Consider the following 18,146-nt stretch of genomic DNA (forward strand, 5'->3'; position numbering starts at 1 on the left):
AACTGAAAACGGAACACGGAGGTGAGCGATGGGTATCAATCGCACGGATCTGCCCGTCGATACCAACTTCACACGGGTCCCCAACGCCTGGCTGAGAGACAAACGGCTGTCTCGCAGAGCGCGAGGACTGCTGGCCGAACTGATGTCGCACGAGGTGGGCTGGCACGTCTCAGTCGCCTCGTTGCAGAAGTCCGGCACCGAGGGGCGCGATGCGATTCGATCGGCCATTGACGAGCTGCGCGCGGCCGGCTATCTCCGCCTGTCGCAATCCCGGGGTGAGCGTGGCCGGTTCAACGAGGTCGAGTACGAGCTGGCTCCCCCGTTCACCGCTGACGGGAAATCCGACACCGGTGGATTTGCCGCTAGCGGTGAATCAGACATCGGTGGATCTACCGACGTCGGTGATGCCGCGAGCGGTTCAGCCGCAAGCGGTCCGACCGACAGCGGAGGATCCGCACCTAAGAAGACTATTGAGAGAGAAGACCATCCTTCAGAAGACCATTCACCAGTAGACCATTCGCAAGAACCGCGCGCACGTGTGATTGATCTCTTCGAAGTCTTCTGGTCGACGTACCCCAAGCGTGCGAACAAGCCCACTGCGAAGGCGGCATGGAGTCGAGCGACCGCACATGCTGATGCGCAGCTCATCATCGCCGGCGCACGCGCATGGGCGGAAGACCCGTTCCTCGAAGAGGTCAAGTTTCTCCCATCCCCGGAACGATGGCTGGACGGCGAACGCTGGAACGACGATCCACCGCAGCGGGAACTGAGCCGTATGGAACAGAACCTCGCCGTGATCGCCCGGTTGGAGGCGCAGGAGCGGGCCGCAGCGAACATCTTCACCGTCCAGCCCAACAGCGACTGTGGGCCGGGCAACCACAGATTCACAGCGGATGGGTTCACCTGCTCGCGTTGTGAATACCGAAACCGAGGGGAGCTGGTCTCTTGACCCACTCCCCCGCACCCAAGCCACCGAACTTCGCGGCAATGGTCGACGCCTGGGACCAGCCCGAGACCTTCGCTGCACTCGTTCGCGAGTACTACCGATCGCTCGAGGCAGACCGCTCCCGCGACGTCGTCGATGTCACACGCCCCCGCCGATCGGCACTCGACATATGACGATGCCTGTCGCCTATCCCGCGCCGACTGTGCCGCTCCTGGACACCGTGCGATGCCGTTTCGGGACCGCGCCGACTCCGGACCCGGGGCCAACGATCTATCGCCCGCAAGCAGACAAGGAACCCATCCATGACGACACGATTCGATCCGAAGGGACCGATCGCTGAGCTCGACCGGCTCGGCATCGCCCGCCCGGCCTGGGCGACCACCGAGCGGCGAGATGTCCAAGACGGAATCCCGAGTTGGACCTACGCCAACCGGTTCGTTGCACCCGATGGCGGCATTGCCCTCGCCACGCTGATCGCGCAAGGCTGGCGGCTGTTCGTCGGGACGGCCGAATCACGTAGTGGACGAGCCAGTGTGATCTTCCGCTTCCGGAACGGCGGCGAGTGAGCCGCCTCATCACTGGCATCCGCGTAGAACTCGACACCGAAGACCTGCAGGTTCTGTGGAGCCGCGCAAACCTCGAAGCACTCCGAGTCCGCACCCGTAGCGACGAACGCCTACAGCGCGTGCTGAAGCTCGTCTACATGGGTGCCGCGGGGGTGGCCACACTCGGCCAAGTCAGCACGGACACATCGGCCACTCGCGAGGCTGGAACCAATTGGACGGTGACGGAGATCGCGCGCGAGGCGGGAGTCAGTCCACGCACAGTCCGCCGCGAAATCGAACGCGGATTCCTCAGCGCAGACGCGACGTCTGCCGGATGGATCATCGGGCCCGAAGAGGCCGACCTGTACTTCAGAGCAAGGAGCAAGAAAGTATGAGCAACTCACTCAATGACCACTGGGGCGACGAGTCCTCACCGATTGTCCAGGAGGGCGGCAACTTGGTGAACGGTCACCAGGAGCCCGTCTCTCAGCCGCGGCAGCGTGAACGCGGTCCGGTCCAGGCGGCTACACGGCCCGAGGTCGTCGACCCGGTCTCGGCCCGCTACCACGACCGCTTCGAGAAGCTGGTCGACTCCCACAAGACCCTTGGCCAGCGTCTCGCGGAGGACATCGAGCGTGGGCTGTTCACGCGTGAAGGTGTCGAGGCTCAGTCCGCTTCGTTTGCATCCTCGGGACGATTCGAGCAGCAGCTGGACGGAATCTTGAAGGACGCCCGCAGCGACGCAGAAGCGTCGCAGGCGGCCCTCGATGCCGCGTTCACAGCCGTCACCACGGTGACCGGGTCCGTGAACGAACAGCTTCTAGTCGAGACGCGTGATGCCAAGGCATGGAACCGGATCTCCGCTGAGATCGGCTCAAAGCGGAACACCACGCCCGCGGACCACATGTTCGCTCTCGGCGACCGGCTCGCGTTCACGAAGGATCCCGCGGAACGACGAGTCATCCTCAACGAGGCCCGACCGTGGCTACTCAGCAATGGCTACACCGAGCGCGAAAGCGGGTCGATCGACCGGTACCTGCGTAGCCGGCTCACAGAGGTGGACACGGACCTGGCAGCCCTGTACCAGCGCGCACGCCACGCAAAAGAACTCGCATTCATCGTCGAGGCGAACGTCAGCCGACTCCGCCCACGCCTAACATCCGCTCCCCCGACCTTCCGTAGGGAACCCCACGGGGCGGAACCCACACGCCGCGGCCGCGGATACACCAACCCGGCCGCCGCAAGAGGGAGATAGTGGTGAAGCTCGACAACCTGGCAGACGCGACGGCGGAAATCCTCGAACTGAAGAAGCGGATCCGCGTCCTGGAGACGGCCGCGCCGGTCGGGTTCACGTCAGTCACGAGGGGCGCGCTACGAGTCGTCTCAGCGGAAGGATTCATCGTCGAGGGTTCATCCCGCATCGACGGCACCGAACGTGTCACGGGGACACTGATCGTGACCGGCACCTTCGAGATGGACGGTGTCCAGAACCTGACCGGCACCCTCCGCGTCACCGGGGAATCGAATTTCGACGGCCCGCTGAGCATCAACGGTCCGACTGAAATCACGGGAGCGACGACGATCACCGGTACATTCCAGATCGACGGGGAAACCACGATCACCGGAGACGTCACCATCACCGGCAACGTGGAACTCACCGGGGATCTTGAGGTTGTCTCAACCGGCCGCATCAAGGTCGGCAACATGACCTTGGATCCGACCGCGAACGGAGGCTCGATCACCTTCGCCGGAGGTCCGGAGGTCTACGCCTCAGGCGGGGAACTATCCCTGTACTCCGCTGGATCGTGGGTAGAGCTCGACGGTAGCACCGCGCAATTGCACGGCCCCGGAGCCAAGTGGGTGGAGGTCAGTTCCTCCAACATCCGGCTCGTGGGTATCCCGACTCTGCCGCAGTCGTCAGTCCCGGGATCGTTCGTGGGTGCGCTCGTGACGGACGGCTCGAGCAACATCTACCGGATCGTCGCAGGCTAGGCGGGGCAAAGATGGACGCGCGCCGACGTAATGACCGCGGCGCTGTCGTTGAAGGTCCCCAACACGTTCGCGCTCTCGCCCGGGATAAGAGAGAGCGCGGACGTGTCGACCCCTGCCGCGAGTTGTTCGCACGCTTCCGCCCCAAGCGCCAACAGTTGCTCGTCGCTCGCGTCGGGAATCTGAGTTGCGAACGCGCTCTGCCTCTCTCGCACGTCGGCGAGGAACTCCGCGTCGGAAGCTGACGGCGCGGGCGGAGCCTTGGCCACCGGAGTTGAAACCACCGCTGGCTGCGCTTCCTTTTCCGCGCTGTAACTCACCCCTGCGGGCGCTGAGCATGCGCCGAGTAGCACCATTGCCGCGATCGCGACGGCCGTAGTGAGTGAGCGCCTCATGCAGAGAATCTTAACCGCAGATCAAGAGGTGAATTCCAGGAAGGTCGCGAAATGGATGCGCATCACACTCCGGTCAGGTTACGCCCCATCGAGTGATGACCAGTGATGAACGCCAGTACCACGATGACAGCACCGGCGAACCCGTACAGCAGATAGCAGGCAGCGACCACACTCCAGCCCACGACGGGCTCTATCGGATCGTTGGTGATCACGGCTGTTGTGCAGACCGCCACGGCCGCGACAGCAACGAAGACAACGAAGGCAAGCACGTAAGGAAACGCCTTGACGAACCAGTCCACACGGACCTTGCGCTTCCCCCTCATACGATCAGCGACAACACGAGCAGCCCGCAACTCCACAACCAGCACCAGCAACCCGACAGGAACAATCTGCGCAAGCAAACCCGCAGCGGTAGCCGATATCTCCACGGACCGAACAGTACCCACCGGCACGGACACCCTGAGACCACGACACGAGGGGCGGTGACCCTTCGACCCCCGAACCATCGCCGGGTCGCGCCTACTGCAAGCAGCCGTGCGTCGGACTCCCTGACCCAGAGCGCGTCGTCCCCTCTCTCACGCGGAGGAAGGAACGACCTATCCAACCTGGTCGCAACATGCCGACCATGCAACTCCGACAAGCGAGACCTCACTCTCTCTGAGTGGGCAGAAGACAGAGCACGGCGCAACGCCACACCAGTGCAGACAGTCTTCGATATCGCTGATCCCCGATACCGACACCCCACTACCCGCTCCGAGCTCCGACTCGCGGCCTGAGGGGGTGGCGGGGGAGCCAAAACGACCCAACTCACAGGGAGTCGCCGGAGAGGGCTGTCTGATGTCTGTGCTTCTCCAACACGCTGGTTTACATGGAAAGGAAATAGGACGCCCATGAGCGAGTCCCAAGACCAAGACGATGCACTACCCAACGCTCCCGAGGGCCTCAACGAGCGCGGACGCGAGTTTTGGAATGCAATGCAGCTCGCCGTGCTCGAAGACGACGCCGAATTCGATACATCGGAGACCGCCGCACTGGAGGAGGCGTGCCGGGTCCTCGATACAATCGGCCAGCTTTCCAACCGTGTAGACCGTGACGGGTACACCGTGACCGGTTCGCGGGGACAGATTGTCGTGCATCCTGCAGTGCAGGAGATCCGGCTACAGCAAACGACGCTAGCCCGGTTGCTTGGCATCGTGAAGCTTCCGGAGGATCCCAAGGAGCGGGAACGCTGGCTCATCTCCCGTGCGAAAGCGGGGGCAGCCGGAAGGTGGGAGAAGCGACGTGGCTAGGCCGCGACGGCAGAGTGCGCTTAGCAGCACCCGCACCGGTGTTCATGTCCCCGAGCCGCTGACAAGCCGACTGCACCCCATGTGGCGCGATCCCGCCGCAATCGGGCACTTCTGCGCCGCGCATGGCCTCACTCCAGGCCTACACCATGGTCCTCTGTCGGCGTTCCGCCGAGTTGCGGATGCCTATGCGATCGGACAAGGGTGGGTGCGCTACTACGGGGCAAACCCACACCCGTTCCCTCTCGAAGCGGAACAGCGCCGTCACGGCATTCCCATGTTCGGATGCGCGCTCGAGAGTCGCGAGCACCGCGGAATGCTCGATAGAGCGCTGAGCGACGACGAATGGGGCTTCATCGCAAACGCGGAGCGCCGCCATCTGGCGGACGCGGGCTAGGGGTGCATCGCCGCGACGAGGCGCTCCAGTTCCGCGAGATCCTCGTCGTACTCGTCGGCGTCCGGGAGATCCTTTGTCAGGTCGACGAGGATCCCCTGAATTAGTTCGATCGAGCTGCGCGCCGCAGCCAGCCGTTTAGCGATGTCGCCTGCAGCAATTAGCTCCGACTCTAGGTAGTCGAGGCGGCTCTCAACGGTTTCAGCCATGGCCTTGATCTTAGGACCGAAGCCAAAGCGCTGCGTTGTCACGCCATTGGAGTGAACTGATCCCGTCAGTAGGTCGCGGTCTGTGCAGATTTGGGCCATCAGGGTCCGGTGGCACCGCCTGCGTTGTCACGGACGTTGTCTGCGGCGCGCTGAGCGTTGTACTGGCTGGCGAAGGACTCCCCCGACGAGGCGACCTTGTCGCTGCTTCTCCATGCCCGCCAGCGCCAGTTTTTGCCGGCGTCTTGGTAGACCTCGTAGCGTGCGATCGCTGCGCCAGCCTTGAATGCTTCGGCTGCTCGAGTCGCGTTCGATGAACTATCGAAGCTCTCGCCGGCCCAGGCAACCATTTCGTTGTTTCCGCCGTATAGCCACCACGAGTAGTTGCCAGTGGTGGATTCTCCTGCTGAGAAACGCATTGCCATTTTCACCCTCACATCTCTCGAGCACTCCCCTAAGTGCTGGTTCACATCAACCAAACCGCCATCGGCTGAACTCAGAGTTCACGACGCTCCAGCCTCGGCGAACTCACAGAATTCCGCCCGCACCCACACCCCACCAGGGCACCTTGCAACCAGCGAGGTGCCCTTCCCTTTGAAAGGAAACCCATGGCATTCCCGCCGGACATTCCCACGCGCCAACTGCTGGTGCCCGAAGCAGTCGAGATCGAGTCCGGGCGTCCCTTGCGCCTCGAAGCGACCGTCGATTCAGATCTTTCGCTGGTCTGGGCGGCTACAGGTTGGCAGTTCCGCCGAGTGTCGAAGAACCAGCGGGGCGAGACTGGCACGTCCGTGTCGGTCGAGTTGCCGGTGACCGACGCGAACGGTTGGAAGACTGACGGTGGCGCGCTGATCGAGGTGGGCGATGGGGAGTTCTCCCACACGTACACGGTCACGCTCCGCTACTTCGACCAGACCAACAAGGAACTGACCGGGCTCGCGCGCACCATCCGCAACCTCACCCTTCCCACCGACGGAGACCCGGCACGCCTCGACCAGCTCACCGAACTCCCGACCGTCGAGGGTGGGCACGTTCTCGTCCCCGACACGTGGGATGCGAAGATCACCGCAGCAGAGGCGGCGGCGGCAGCAGCGGCAGCGAACCTCGCCGAAGGGTCAACCTATTTCGCCACGGCAGCACAGGGCGTCAAGGCGGATGAAGCGCTCCCGGCCGCACAGAAGGGCGCAGCGTCAGGTGTAGCACCACTCGATTCAGGGTCACGGGTGCCCGCGGCGAATCTGCCAGCGCACCTCACCACCACCGCCCTCGGTGCGACATACGTCGACAAGGGCAAGGTGTCCGTCAACGTCCGCGACTACGGCGCGGTGGGCGACAATGTGACGGACGACTCCGCCGCGTTCCTTGCGGCAGAGGCCGCTCTGGGTGCGAAGGGTGGCGTTATCCGCGTCCCGCAGACGTCCGCGGGATATTACCTCGCAACGCCCGTGAACTTCACGAAGCGGTGGGTGCGCATTCTTGGTGAGGGTGCTGAGGTGCGTGGCACATTCATCTTCGGCAAGCCTGGCAACGCCTCCACGACACCAAACCCGGTGCAGCACATGAACGGGTCCATCAGCGGTATCAACTTCGTCTTCACGGGTGTAGCCGCGGATCGAAACGCCATCATGTTCCGCAACTGCCGACAGTTCGAGGTCACGCAGTGCCAGTTCACGAACTGCGACAAGGCGATACTCCTCGACGCCGGCACGGGTGCCGCGTTCCACTCGATCTCGAGCATCAACATCCACCACAACCAGTTCTTCACGTGTAACTACCACGTGAAAGGCATCGACGGGAACGCGTGGGCATCCGCAGCGATCTCGGATTGTGTGATCGACACGAACATCATGAACCTCGCGCTAATCCGCAACGTCGACTTGCAGCAGATTGACGGCGTGCACATCAGCGGGAATGTGATGTTCATGATCGGCTACTCCAACTACGGCAGTGAGCCGAACATCCTGCTCAAGGAGCAGAACGTATACGTCGGCTCATCCAACGGACTCCAGATCCACAGCAACCAATTCTTCGAAGCCGGCTACGAAGGAGTTCTCGCGGACAACTGTCGTGGGGCGAACATCTCGGGCAACTGGATCGCCCGCCCCGGGCAGCGGGACCTCCGGTCGGGGATCAAGGTCACGGGCCTGACCAACTCCGTGATCGAAATCACCAACAACCGGCCCGAGCTCTACACCAAGCACGGCGTCGAAATACTGGGCACGACCGCTTCTCCTGCGACCTTAACGGGGAACACCGGCCGTTACGACGCAGCAACCCCGACATATTGGGGTGCTTCGGAAGGCGGGGCAGCGCTGTCGTCCATCAGTCACGGTCTCGTTGCCGTAGATGCCGCGTTCACCGGCCCGGTGCCCGACACCGGTTCTCACCACTCCGTCACAACCGGAGAGAACATTCGGCTTGAACAGTTGCACGCCGGCGTGCGCTCCTACCAGCGGATCGGCCAATGGGCGGTGTTCGCAAACAGGATCGTCTCGTCGGCCACCTTTACGACGCTCGGAACAACCGGCGTCGGTGAGCTGCGTGACGCGACAATGACAGCGGCGAACTATGGCGGCATGGTTCTTGTGACGGCCAAACGGTCTGCATCGTCGTCGGCCAAAACATCGTCCTATGTTCTCCTCATTCAAGGAACGACCGTCAACTTGGTGAGTGCAGCAGGGCTGACAACGGGAGCCGCCGCAGACGACCCCTCGTTCACCTGGAGCGTGTCGTCAAATATCCTTCGCGCGACAGCAGTCGGCGCGACCTCCGGATCGTTCACCTTCGAACACACCACACTCGGCAACATCCTCGTGGTGTGAGGCCCCCCTCTCGCCCCGCGTCTCACCTTCTTCGGGTTAGGACGCGGGGCGATTGTCGTTGATGTGGCGGTCAATTCGGGGTTGGCCGTTGGGCCGTCGGGAGCCCTGCCGAAGAACTGACTGCGACACTTCGATCAGCCGGTGTGCGACCAAGCTTTGCCAGAAGTCCGTCCGCAGCCTCGAGCACCGTGCTCGCCTTGTATACGAGGCCGAGGTCGAGTCCTTCATCGAAGACTGCTACCGACGATGCTGGCAGTTCCATCACTGCGCCAGACACCTGGCGGGTGTGGACGGCAGCGACCACTCCTAGGTGCAGTAGTCGACTTTCTCCCGTGATCGCGATCCCGCCCACTCCGGACGTGCGTGCATGCCGGTCGAAGATGAAGACTGGGCTCCCGCTGGACCCGCCGAAGATGGATGCATCGATCAGAAACGTGGGCGTTCCGCGATAGTCGCTGTTGATAGGCGTTGCGGTCATCCCCTTCCGGGCGATCGGAAGCGTGTTGTGTGTGTCGTAGAGCCCGTTCGGGTACCCGATGAATAGAACGTCCTCGATGGCGTCGAGCCGTCCGGCATTCTTCGAGCTGAGAACGAGGTCCTCCCCGATGTAGGCGGTGAAGGCGTCGATACCGTTGCGCTGCATCGCATCCGTGATGAGCGCCCCGTACATAACGGCGACGTCGACGCGTGGGTCGGGGTGGCCGAACCAGTGCTGGTCGGTGATGCCGTTCAGTCGAAGTGTGGCAGGCTCGGGCAGCGGAATTCCCTGCTTTCCCTTCGCCATCGTGAAGGTGACCGCGGTAGCGCCGTCCAACACGTGCTTGTTGGTCACGAGAATCCTGTGACTCATCCCGTCCGCGTCGCGCACGGCGATCCAGTAACCCGTTCCAGTTCTTCGACCCGCGGCAGTCTCTACGGCCATTCGCACCGTCACGTGGAACATCTGCTGCGTTATCGAGAGTTGCGTCACGGAGCAAATGCTCTCACGTGCCTCCGACACCCCACGCCCGCCCGATGTTTCGGTCGCTGGTTCCCGCTAAGACTCGCCCCAGTGTCGATCCCAGCTAATCGCTGTTTAGTCCGCAATGCTGGGTTGCGTGATGCTGCTCGCCCAGAAAGATGTCGAGCCGTTCATCACGCTTGGCTCCTGGCCGGACTGGGTCGCCGCAGTCGCAACATCGATCGCTCTACTAATTGCGGCAATCAGCTATGCCGAGAGTATTAAGGATCGTCGACGGGTGCAGGCCCGGCTCGTTTATGCCACCGCCGAACTCGTCTTTACGATCCCCCAGGATGGTCCCATCATGAATCTGCCCGATCCTGAGCGGTTTCGGATGGGGCAGATGGTGCGGTCGCGCCGGGAAGGCACCGATTCTAGAGGTCGGCCAATCCGAATCGCGGAGGAGCCCGGCATCGGGATCGATGTGCGCGTCCACAACATGAGCGACGAACTCATCTTCCCGATCCGCCTCTATGCCATGGACGTAGCCCACGGCGCAGTGCATGACGACAGGGTGATGCGCGACAACGATCCTCTCCGACCGCATTCAGACAAGGCCTACCGACTCGTCGTCACAGGAAAGCCCGGTCTAGCACAGAATCTCCGGCCGGTCATCGTGTTCCGTGACTCGAGCGGGCAGTGGTGGCGGCGAACGCACGCGGAGCCCATAGAGTTACTGCGCCGAGATCCCTTTCCGAAGGATCCTCGGCTGGAGCAATGGATCTGAGCGAGCACCCAACTCTGACGGGGAGAGCTATGAAGACCTACGACGTATCGGTGAGCCGAGGTGGCGACTGGTGGATGGTGAGCATCCCCGAGCTCAACGGCGTCACCCAGACCAAGACGAGAAGCGACGCAGCCGCCACGGCCCGCGACTTCATCGCAGTGACACTCGACATCCCGGCTGATTCGTTCGAAGTGCGCGTCACGAGCGCCGGCCGATGACCGATCTGCTCACTCCGCAAGAGGTCGCCGAGATCTTCCGGGTGGAAGTAGGGACTCTGGCCAAGTGGCGGTGGCAAAAGATCGGCCCTGACTACATCAAGATCGGCCGCATGGTCCGTTACAGGCGGGAAGTCATCGAGGCGATCGTGAACGGCGGCAGTACAACGCCAGGGGTGACCTGACTGACCGCGGTGTCACTGGCGACACCTACGGCGTTTCGCGCGCGCGTCGTGTCGCGTCGGCATGTACCGTCCCCGCCCATGAACAACAAAGCACAAGAGACTGTCACCGCCGCTATCCCGCTTGGCGCCCTGGTCGAGATGGTTGTACGTCAGACGCAACAGGCGACGCCCAAACGCGGCTTCTCCAAGAAGGAAGCAGCGCACTACCTAGGCCTGTCGGAATGGGCCCTCGACGACGAGGTACGGGGGAACCGGATTGCAGCGAAGAAGCGCGGCACAACCGTAATCTTCGACCGCGCCGAACTTGACCGCTTCTTCGACTATTTGCCCGAGCGGGTCTAACCGCCCGTCACTCCCCCACCATCGACCGCCACGAGCGCTTCGTAGATGCGGACATGTACCCGAGGACCATGGCGAGCAGCAGCAAAGCAATCGCCGCCCCCCACGCGCCCATGAAGATGAACACCACCCCGATGAGGAGCGTGACGCCTGCGAGAAGCCCGAGAAGCATCGAAACCGCCAGCGTGAACATCTGCCACTTCCGCATGAGTGCAGCGTATCGGCGGGGTTGGTTTACCCGTGAGTCATGGCCGGAAAAGCTTCCGTTCCCGGGAACGGAAGCTTTTCCGGCGGCAACTGCCTGAGCTGCACCGCCTGGCCAGCAGGCGAGATGTGGCGTGGATCGCGGGTGCCGAAGGCTCGATGCCGCGAACGCGCCACCGCGAAGTAGGACCGGGGGGCCCCGCCGATCCAATCACGAGGTCGACGGGGCGCTGTTCCTGTTCTAGGCGGGTGTCTCTGCGGCGTCGGCGTGCCGGCGCTCCTTGAGTCGCAGGAAGTCCCGCATGCCATCGACACCGTGAACCTCGGCGAGCGCCTCGTCGAGCATCAGCAGCACCTCGGCCGCGGATGAGAGCGGGAGGTCGAACACGGCACCGTTGGGGTGGGCGTATGTCGGGGTCGAGATCACGATCTCGTCGTAGACGCCGTCTGCTATGTGGTTCTGCTCGCGGTAGATCGTCGTGTCACCCAACGCGTACTTCTCGCCGCGGAACTGCACGTGTCCGGGGTCCTCCGAATCGGGGTGCTCGATCTCGACGGCCCAATCCGGGCGCGTCGGGGCCTCAGTGTATCCAGTGGGCTGGTTCGTGCTCGTAACATTCTGAATGGACATTGCTACCTCCAATAGCGGTGTTCCGCCCCTCGCCGACTGATCCTCGGCGGGGGGCTTTTTCATTGACGGACGGCGTCCGCCAAGCCTTTCTGGTTGACCCCACGAAGTGACCCCAACCAGTCCCCGTTCGTGAGCGTACGTGACTGTTCGGCGAACGCCACAATCCGCAGAAACAAGCGGATAGCAGACATGGGCGCGCACCAGCGAACGTGTATCTCATCATTCACACGGAAGAGGTCATCAGTTCGAGTCTGGTATGGCCCACCATCACGAAGAAGCCCCGGTCGAGCACGACCGGGGCTTCTTCGTTCTCGTCATTCGCCGACGTCCCACCCATAGCGGAGCTGCAGCGCGTCCGCAACGCTCACGAATCGCTTGGGATCGAGGGCGGATGCCTCGCGGCGCATGCCGTCGCGATGCACGCTGTAGATCTGCTCGATGTCGACCCAGGAGGGCCGCCCCTGGGCGTCCCACTCCCCCGTGCCGAGCGCGAGGAAGTCGCGATCCCCGTCGTGCGCCTTGCTCGTCAGTCGTACGGCGTAGACCCGCTCATCGCTCTGCCGCGCGATCACGAGCACCGGGCGGTCTTTGCCCCGTCCATCGTTCTCGGCGTAAGGCACCCAGGTCCACACGATCTCGCCGGCGTCGGGATCGCCGTCGCGCTCGGGCGCATAGGTGATCCGCAGCGCGGCCTTCGCCGGCGGAGGCACCTCGACCGTCGCCGCGGGGCCAGCGTGGGCCACCGCCGGTGCGGTCGGCCGGACGCCACCGGCCGATGTGGGCCGGGGCCGGAAGATGCTGCTCAGGATGCCGCGCAGACCGCTTCGCTGTGTCACGCCGTCATCCTAGGCGCGTGGTCATGTGCGTGAAGAATGCCGAAGGGGCGCCGCGGTCCCCAGGATCCGCGGCGCCCCTTCGGGCTTGAGGAGGCGTCAGGCGCGGGTGCCCTCCAGCACGTAGCCCTCCTCGCCGTGCACGACGGTGTCGATGCCCGCGACCTCGTCCTCGTTCTTGACGCGGAAGCCGATGGTCTTCTGGATCACGAAGCCGATGGCGTACGCCAGGACGAAGGAGTAGACCAGCACCGAGACGGCGGCGATCGCCTGGACGAGCAGCTGCGTGCCGTTGCCGCTGTAGATCAGGCCGGTGGTGTTGGCGAAGAAGCCGAGGTACAGCGTGCCGAGGAGGCCCCCGACGAGGTGGATGCCCACCACGTCGAGCGAGTCGTCGAAGCCCCACTTGTACTTGAGCTCGATCGCGAGGGCGCAGACGGCGCCGGCGATGAGGCCGAGCACGATCGCCCAGATGGGCGTGAGCGAGGCGCACGCCGGCGTGATGGCGACCAGGCCCGCAACCGCACCCGACGCGGCACCGACCGACGTGGGCTTGCCGTCCTTGATCTTCTCGACCACGAGCCAGGCCAGCAGGGCCGCGGCGGGAGCGGCGATGGTGTTCACGAAGGCGACGGCCGCCGTGCCGTCCGCAGCGAGCTCGGAGCCCGCGTTGAAGCCGAACCAGCCGAACCACAGGAGGCCTGCGCCGAGGAGCACGAACGGCGGGTTGTGCGGGACGTGCACACCCTTCTGGAACCCGAGGCGCTTGCCGAGCACGAGCGCGAGCGCGAGGGCCGCCGCTCCGGCGTTGATGTGCACCGCGGTGCCACCGGCGAAGTCGATCGCGCCGACGCCGAACCACTCCTGCATGCCGTAGGTGATCCAGCCGCCGTAGGCGAAGCTGCCGTCGTCGGCGAGGCCGAAGTTGAAGACCCAGCTCGCGACCGGGAAGTAGACGATGGTCGCCCAGATGGCGGCGAAGATCATCCAGGCGCCGAACTTCGCGCGGTCGGCGATGGCGCCGGACACGAGCGCGACGGTGATGATGGCGAAGGTGGCCTGGAACGCGACGAAGGCGAGCGGCGGGTACGCGGCGCCCTCGGGAACCTCGAGCAGGCTCTCCAGCCCGATCGCCGACCAGTCGATCGACCACGGCGGCACCAGGCCGTCAGAGCCGGGGAAGGCGATCGCGTAGCCGTAGACGACCCAGAGGACGCCGATGAGGCCCATGGCGCCGAAGCTCAGCATCATCATGCTGATGACGCTCTTGGCCTTCACGAGACCGCCGTAGAAGAACGCGAGTCCTGGCGTCATCAACAGGACGAGTGCTGCCGCTAGGAGGATGAATGCGGTGTTGCCTTGATCCATCTCGAAGTGAACCTCTCTGCAGGGACGCAGGTATAGCGTCGGGTCCACTCAGTGTGTCGAGACTCCGTTTCCGCAGCGGGACGACCCGTGTTTCCCCTTCGTTACGCGAGGGGCGCGTGCGTAAACATCGTGTTTCGGCGCGCCGAACGCGAGCCGCGAGAACGTCAGAATTCAGGCGAGAGTCGACGCGACGAGGCGCGAGATCGCGCGCAGGTACTTCTTGCGATACCCGCCGGCGAGCATCTCCTCAGGGAAGACGAGGTCGAGCGAGATTCCCGTGGCCCGGATCGGCAGCTGAGCGTCGTAGACGCGGTCGATGAACGCCACGAAACGCAGGGCGGCGGACTGGTCGCTGAACGGGGCGACGTCTCGCAGTCCCACCAGCGCAAGATCCTCGATCAGGCGGATGTAGCGCGACGGATGCACGTGTGCGAGGTGCGCGACGAGGGCGTCGAAGGCGTCGTCCGAGGCCAGGCCGTGAGCCGCGGCATCCGCGATCGCCGCCTCGTACTGCGCGGTGTCGAGCACGTCGGCGTGGCCGTCGACCGCGCGGTGGCGGTAGTCGGTGCCGTCGATGCGGATCGTCTGGAAGCTCGAGGCCATCGCGTGGATCTCGCGGAGGAAGTCCTGCGCGGCGAAGCGCCCCTCGCCGAGGGCGTTCGGAGGAGTGTTGGATGTCGCGGCCAGTCGCGTGCCCGAGGCGACGAGCTCGCCCAGCAGCCGCGTCATGACCATGGTGTCGCCCGGGTCGTCGAGCTCGAACTCGTCGATGCAGATCAGGTCCGCGCCGCGGAAGAGCTCGACCGTGTTCTGGTACCCCAGCGCACCGACGAGCGCGGTGTACTCGATGAAGGAGCCGAAGTACTTCCGGCGCGCGGGCATCGCGTGGTACACGGCTGCCAGCAGGTGCGTCTTCCCGACGCCGAATCCGCCGTCGAGGTAGACCCCGGGCTTGAGCTCCGGCTTCTTCGCGCGACGGAACAGCCCGCCCTTCGCGGGGGCCGCGGCACCCGAGAACGCCATGAGCAGGTCCTTCGCGCCCTGCTGCGAGGGGTACGCGGGATCGGCGCGATACGTGTCGAAGGTGGCTTGCTCGAACTGCGGCGGAGGAACCAGGGCGGCGACCATCTCGGCTCCGGCGAGCTGCGGAGTGCGTTCGGCGAGGTGGACGACGCCGGTGCGCGTGGAGGAGACGGTCATGCGGATCCTCTGTGGGAGTCTGAGAGAGCTGTGACGGAGTCTTACCGAAGGGCTGTGCAGCCCGCCCCGGGAATCTAGGGTCGAAAGCGACGGTTCAACCCTAACCGTCACGCGCGTGCGCCCGATCCGTCCCGGCGATGGATCACGGTCCGCGCACCCGCACTCGAATCCAGGAGGCACCATGTCCGTCGAGCACGACACCTCGTCCGAGAAGTTCGCCGAGTACTCCGAGCCGGGCCGCCTCGTGACCGGCGAGTGGCTCGAAGCCCACCTGGGCGAGCCTGGACTCGTCGTCGTCGAATCCGACGAGGACGTGCTGCTCTACGAGACCGGTCACATTCCCGGCGCCGTCAAGGTCGACTGGCACACGGAGCTCAACGACCCGGTGGTGCGCGACTATGTGGACGGCGCCGGCTTCGCCGCGCTTCTCGGCCGCAAGGGCATCTCGCGCGACGACACAGTCGTGATCTACGGCGACAAGAACAACTGGTGGGCGGCCTACGCGCTGTGGGTCTTCTCGCTCTTCGGCCACGAGGACGTCCGCCTCCTGGACGGCGGCCGCGACAAGTGGATCGCCGAGGGGCGGCCGATCACGACGGATGCCTCGACTCCGGCCCCGACGGACTATCCGGTGGTGGAGCGCGACGACAGCGTGCTGCGCGTGTACAAGGACGACGTGCTCGCTCACCTCGGACGCGGACCCCTGATCGACGTCCGGTCGCCCGAGGAGTATGACGGCTCGCGCACGACCGCGCCCGCCTATCCCGAGGAGAGTGCGCTGCGGGCTGGGCACATCCCTTCGGCGCAGAGCGTTCCGTGGGGGCGCGCGGTCGCCGCCGACGGCGGATTCAAGTCGCGGGCCGAGCTCGACGCCATCTATCGCGACGAAGTCGGGCTGGCCGACGGCGACGCCATCGTCGCCTACTGCCGCATCGGCGAGCGATCCAGCCACACCTGGTTCGTGCTCAAGCACCTCCTCGGCTTCGACGACGTCCGCAACTACGACGGCTCCTGGACGGAGTGGGGCAGCGCCGTTCGCGTGCCGATCGTCGCGGGGTCTGAGCCCGGCGAGGCCCCCGCGCGCTGAGGCGGCGCCGCGCGCCGGGGCGCGGCATCCGGGACCGTGGGAGGATAGATGCGATGACCGAAGCCGTCCTTCCCGACCGTCTCGCCGAGATCCGCGACGAGTTCCTCGAGCTGCCCGAGCCCGACCGGCTGCAGCTGCTCCTGGAGTACTCGTACGAACTGCCCGCGATCCCCGCCGAGTACGAGGGGCACCCGGAGCTGTATGAGCGAGTGGTCGAGTGCCAGTCGCCGGTGTACATCATCGTCGATGTTGCCCCCGACGACACGGTCGCCATGCACGCCACCGCGCCGCAGGAGGCGCCGACCACCCGCGGGTTCGCCAGCATCCTCGCCCAGGGGCTCACCGGACTGTCCGCGCACGAGGTGCTGGCGGTCCCCGGCGACTTCCCGCAGACCCTCGGCCTCACGCGGGTCGTGTCGCCGCTGCGCCTCTCGGGCATGACGGGCATGCTCCTGCGCGCCCAGCGCCAGGTACGCGACAAGTCGGCCGCCTGAAGCCTCCGGCGCAGCTCAGTCCGACAGGATCCCCTGGGCGGCGAGCCACGTGCCGATGCTGTCGCTCCAGCGCTCCTGGTCGTAGTTCCAGAGCTTGGTGTGCCGCGCCACCTCGAACACGCGGAGATCGACGAGGTCCGGCCGCGCCACCACGAGGTCGTGCGAGGCGTCGGAGGGCACGAAGCCGTCGTCGTCGCTGTGGAGGATGAGGATCGGATGCCGCAGCTCGGCCGCGCGCGCCAGGACGTCCAGCTGGTCGAGGCGGATCGCCGCCCCGGTTCGGGTGAGGGGTGAAGCCCACTCCGCCTGCAGGGCCTCGATCGCGAGACGGCTGACGGGGCCGGGCACGTGCTCGGCGCGGGCACGATAGTTCAGCGCGACGCGCCAGTCGATCACCGGTGACTCGAGGATCAGGCCGGCGATGGCGTCGCCGTGCGCCGAGTTCAGCGACAGCTGGAGCGCGATCGCCCCGCCCATCGACCAGCCCATCACGATGATCCGGCGGGCACCGCGCCGCCGTGCGAAGCCCACGGCGGCGTCGACGTCGCGCCACTCGGTCGCGCCCAGGGCGTAGGTGCCGTTGCGGCTGCGCGGGGCTTCGCCGTCGTTGCGGTACGACACCACCAGGGACGTGATGCCGAGCCCGTGGAAGACCGGAACCGCCCGCAGGCATTCCGCGCGGGTCGTCCCGCGCCCGTGCACCTGGATCACCCAGGTGTCGCCCTCCCCTGCCGGGAAGAGCCACGCCGGGCATGGGCCCACCGTCGATCCGATCAGCTCGGGCGTGAAGGGCAGGTGCAGCTGTTCGGGGTGGTCGTAATACCACCCGCTGAACGCCGCCTCGGGCGCGAGCTGCGCGTCGGCGGTCACGTGCGTGAGCAGCTTGCGCTTCACGCTCGAGGCATCCTTCGAGAGCACGGAGCCGAGCTTGATGTAGTCCGACGTGCCGCTGGTGAAGAGGCCGTAGCGCCCGGGCAGCTCCGTGTCGGGCGTGCGCGAGAGCGTGATCGTCTGCGCCGCGGTGTCGAGCGCGAGGATCCGTGTGTCGAACAGGCGGCGCGCCGGGGTCACGATCCTGCGGGCTGTGACCACCGACCCCGCGGCGAGAGCGCCCAGCACGGCGGCCAGGGCGAGGCTCAGCACGGTGAGCGCTGCGCGCACACCGGCGACGAGAGCGGGAGTGCGGCGTGCACTCTGCGGAGGGAGAGCGCTCTGCCCTCCCGGGGAGTTGCGTGCGCCGCCCCATGCGGCGCGCCTGGAGGCGACCATCGAGGCTTCAC

General features: G+C 65.1%; 26 protein-coding genes. 15 read left to right on the forward strand and 11 right to left on the reverse strand.

What is annotated here, in order from left to right; translation table 11 throughout:
• Positions 1 to 28 precede the first annotated feature (28 nt).
• From ACN9MP_RS08715 to ACN9MP_RS08740, 6 genes are all read left to right on the forward strand, one after another.
• On the forward strand, positions 29 to 949 hold the full coding sequence (locus tag ACN9MP_RS08715) for a hypothetical protein (RefSeq protein WP_426325692.1): 921 nt from the start codon (positions 29 to 31) through the stop codon (positions 947 to 949).
• Positions 946 to 1,119 carry a hypothetical protein gene (locus tag ACN9MP_RS08720; RefSeq protein ID WP_426325694.1) on the forward strand — a complete coding sequence of 58 codons (174 nt, stop codon included), beginning with the start codon at positions 946 to 948 and terminating at the stop codon, positions 1,117 to 1,119. Before ACN9MP_RS08715 ends, ACN9MP_RS08720 begins: the two co-directional genes overlap by 4 nt.
• Before the next feature lie 129 nt (positions 1,120 to 1,248).
• Complete coding sequence (locus ACN9MP_RS08725; RefSeq protein ID WP_426325696.1) at positions 1,249 to 1,512, forward strand: hypothetical protein; 264 nt, start codon at positions 1,249 to 1,251, stop codon at positions 1,510 to 1,512.
• Entirely contained in the window at positions 1,509 to 1,886 is a 378-nt protein-coding gene (locus ACN9MP_RS08730) for a hypothetical protein (RefSeq protein WP_426325698.1), read from the forward strand. Before ACN9MP_RS08725 ends, ACN9MP_RS08730 begins: the two co-directional genes overlap by 4 nt.
• On the forward strand, positions 1,883 to 2,746 hold the full coding sequence (locus ACN9MP_RS08735; RefSeq protein ID WP_426325700.1) for a hypothetical protein: 864 nt from the start codon (positions 1,883 to 1,885) through the stop codon (positions 2,744 to 2,746). The genes ACN9MP_RS08730 and ACN9MP_RS08735 overlap by 4 nt, the downstream gene beginning before the upstream one ends.
• Positions 2,746 to 3,483 (forward strand): hypothetical protein, encoded by a 738-nt coding sequence (locus ACN9MP_RS08740; RefSeq protein WP_426325702.1) that lies wholly within the window; start codon positions 2,746 to 2,748, stop codon positions 3,481 to 3,483. Before ACN9MP_RS08735 ends, ACN9MP_RS08740 begins: the two co-directional genes overlap by 1 nt.
• Here ACN9MP_RS08740 and ACN9MP_RS08745 read toward each other — a convergent pair.
• Positions 3,480 to 3,875 (reverse strand): DUF732 domain-containing protein, encoded by a 396-nt coding sequence (locus ACN9MP_RS08745; RefSeq protein WP_426325704.1) that lies wholly within the window; start codon positions 3,873 to 3,875, stop codon positions 3,480 to 3,482. The two genes, ACN9MP_RS08740 and ACN9MP_RS08745, sit on opposite strands and share 4 nt — an antisense overlap.
• 62 nt (positions 3,876 to 3,937) lie before the next feature.
• Entirely contained in the window at positions 3,938 to 4,303 is a 366-nt protein-coding gene (locus ACN9MP_RS08750; protein ID WP_426325706.1) for a hypothetical protein, read from the reverse strand.
• Positions 4,304 to 4,357: 54 nt separating this feature from the next.
• Here ACN9MP_RS08750 and ACN9MP_RS08755 point away from each other — a divergent pair, with 54 nt between their 5' ends.
• Complete coding sequence (locus ACN9MP_RS08755) at positions 4,358 to 4,651, forward strand: HNH endonuclease (RefSeq protein WP_426325708.1); 294 nt, start codon at positions 4,358 to 4,360, stop codon at positions 4,649 to 4,651.
• A gap of 114 nt (positions 4,652 to 4,765) precedes the next feature.
• The gene (locus tag ACN9MP_RS08760; RefSeq protein ID WP_426325710.1) at positions 4,766 to 5,164 is read left to right on the forward strand and encodes a P27 family phage terminase small subunit; all 399 of its coding nucleotides are present in this window, start codon (positions 4,766 to 4,768) and stop codon (positions 5,162 to 5,164) included.
• Positions 5,165 to 5,554: 390 nt separating this feature from the next.
• Here the strand turns inward: ACN9MP_RS08760 and ACN9MP_RS08765 are convergent, their stop codons facing one another.
• Together ACN9MP_RS08765 and ACN9MP_RS08770 are read right to left on the reverse strand one after the other, a co-directional pair.
• Positions 5,555 to 5,764 (reverse strand): hypothetical protein, encoded by a 210-nt coding sequence (locus ACN9MP_RS08765; RefSeq protein WP_426325712.1) that lies wholly within the window; start codon positions 5,762 to 5,764, stop codon positions 5,555 to 5,557.
• A gap of 98 nt (positions 5,765 to 5,862) precedes the next feature.
• The gene (locus ACN9MP_RS08770; RefSeq protein ID WP_426325714.1) at positions 5,863 to 6,186 is read right to left on the reverse strand and encodes a hypothetical protein; all 324 of its coding nucleotides are present in this window, start codon (positions 6,184 to 6,186) and stop codon (positions 5,863 to 5,865) included.
• A gap of 183 nt (positions 6,187 to 6,369) precedes the next feature.
• Here ACN9MP_RS08770 and ACN9MP_RS08775 point away from each other — a divergent pair, with 183 nt between their 5' ends.
• Positions 6,370 to 8,583: a hypothetical protein gene (locus ACN9MP_RS08775; RefSeq protein ID WP_426325716.1), complete on the forward strand. Its 2,214-nt coding sequence runs from the start codon at positions 6,370 to 6,372 to the stop codon at positions 8,581 to 8,583.
• A 70-nt stretch (positions 8,584 to 8,653) separates the two neighbouring features.
• Here the strand turns inward: ACN9MP_RS08775 and ACN9MP_RS08780 are convergent, their stop codons facing one another.
• Entirely contained in the window at positions 8,654 to 9,553 is a 900-nt protein-coding gene (locus ACN9MP_RS08780) for a trypsin-like peptidase domain-containing protein (protein ID WP_426325718.1), read from the reverse strand.
• 127 nt (positions 9,554 to 9,680) lie between these two features.
• Between ACN9MP_RS08780 and ACN9MP_RS08785 the strand changes: the two genes are divergently transcribed.
• The 4 genes from ACN9MP_RS08785 to ACN9MP_RS08800 all read left to right on the forward strand — a co-directional run bounded on the left by ACN9MP_RS08785 (position 9,681) and on the right by ACN9MP_RS08800 (position 11,052).
• A complete protein-coding gene (locus tag ACN9MP_RS08785; RefSeq protein ID WP_426325719.1) occupies positions 9,681 to 10,310 on the forward strand; it encodes a hypothetical protein in 630 nt (209 codons plus the stop codon).
• 29 nt (positions 10,311 to 10,339) lie between these two features.
• A complete protein-coding gene (locus tag ACN9MP_RS08790) occupies positions 10,340 to 10,528 on the forward strand; it encodes a hypothetical protein (RefSeq protein WP_426325721.1) in 189 nt (62 codons plus the stop codon).
• Positions 10,525 to 10,710 (forward strand): helix-turn-helix domain-containing protein, encoded by a 186-nt coding sequence (locus ACN9MP_RS08795; RefSeq protein WP_426325722.1) that lies wholly within the window; start codon positions 10,525 to 10,527, stop codon positions 10,708 to 10,710. Before ACN9MP_RS08790 ends, ACN9MP_RS08795 begins: the two co-directional genes overlap by 4 nt.
• Positions 10,711 to 10,788: 78 nt before the next feature.
• The gene (locus ACN9MP_RS08800) at positions 10,789 to 11,052 is read left to right on the forward strand and encodes a hypothetical protein (protein ID WP_426325724.1); all 264 of its coding nucleotides are present in this window, start codon (positions 10,789 to 10,791) and stop codon (positions 11,050 to 11,052) included.
• 7 nt (positions 11,053 to 11,059) lie between these two features.
• Here ACN9MP_RS08800 and ACN9MP_RS08805 read toward each other — a convergent pair whose 3' ends face one another.
• From ACN9MP_RS08805 to zapE, 5 genes are all read right to left on the reverse strand, one after another.
• The gene (locus ACN9MP_RS08805) at positions 11,060 to 11,257 is read right to left on the reverse strand and encodes a hypothetical protein (RefSeq protein WP_426325726.1); all 198 of its coding nucleotides are present in this window, start codon (positions 11,255 to 11,257) and stop codon (positions 11,060 to 11,062) included.
• Positions 11,258 to 11,494: 237 nt separating this feature from the next.
• On the reverse strand, positions 11,495 to 11,884 hold the full coding sequence (locus tag ACN9MP_RS08810; RefSeq protein WP_426325728.1) for a hypothetical protein: 390 nt from the start codon (positions 11,882 to 11,884) through the stop codon (positions 11,495 to 11,497).
• Between the two features lie 314 nt (positions 11,885 to 12,198).
• Positions 12,199 to 12,720 carry a type II toxin-antitoxin system PemK/MazF family toxin gene (locus tag ACN9MP_RS08815; protein ID WP_426325730.1) on the reverse strand — a complete coding sequence of 174 codons (522 nt, stop codon included), beginning with the start codon at positions 12,718 to 12,720 and terminating at the stop codon, positions 12,199 to 12,201.
• A 96-nt stretch (positions 12,721 to 12,816) separates the two neighbouring features.
• Positions 12,817 to 14,085: an ammonium transporter gene (locus ACN9MP_RS08820; RefSeq protein ID WP_426325732.1), complete on the reverse strand. Its 1,269-nt coding sequence runs from the start codon at positions 14,083 to 14,085 to the stop codon at positions 12,817 to 12,819.
• A 171-nt stretch (positions 14,086 to 14,256) separates the two neighbouring features.
• Entirely contained in the window at positions 14,257 to 15,285 is a 1,029-nt protein-coding gene (zapE, locus tag ACN9MP_RS08825) for a cell division protein ZapE (protein ID WP_426325734.1), read from the reverse strand.
• A gap of 181 nt (positions 15,286 to 15,466) precedes the next feature.
• Here zapE and ACN9MP_RS08830 point away from each other — a divergent pair, with 181 nt between their 5' ends.
• Both ACN9MP_RS08830 and ACN9MP_RS08835 read left to right on the forward strand, forming a co-directional pair.
• Positions 15,467 to 16,372, forward strand: a complete 906-nt coding sequence (locus tag ACN9MP_RS08830; protein ID WP_426325736.1) for a sulfurtransferase — start codon at positions 15,467 to 15,469, stop codon at positions 16,370 to 16,372.
• Positions 16,373 to 16,425: 53 nt separating this feature from the next.
• Positions 16,426 to 16,866, forward strand: coding sequence for a SufE family protein (locus ACN9MP_RS08835; protein WP_426325738.1), 441 nt, complete (start codon positions 16,426 to 16,428; stop codon positions 16,864 to 16,866).
• 15 nt (positions 16,867 to 16,881) lie between these two features.
• On the opposite strand, the gene ACN9MP_RS08840 is transcribed toward ACN9MP_RS08835, so the two are convergent.
• Positions 16,882 to 18,135 carry an alpha/beta hydrolase gene (locus ACN9MP_RS08840; protein ID WP_426325740.1) on the reverse strand — a complete coding sequence of 418 codons (1,254 nt, stop codon included), beginning with the start codon at positions 18,133 to 18,135 and terminating at the stop codon, positions 16,882 to 16,884.
• Between the last annotated feature and the right edge of the window lie 11 nt (positions 18,136 to 18,146).

The organism is Microbacterium sp. E-13, assembly GCF_049912955.1.
Lineage (GTDB): Bacteria > Actinomycetota > Actinomycetes > Actinomycetales > Microbacteriaceae > Microbacterium.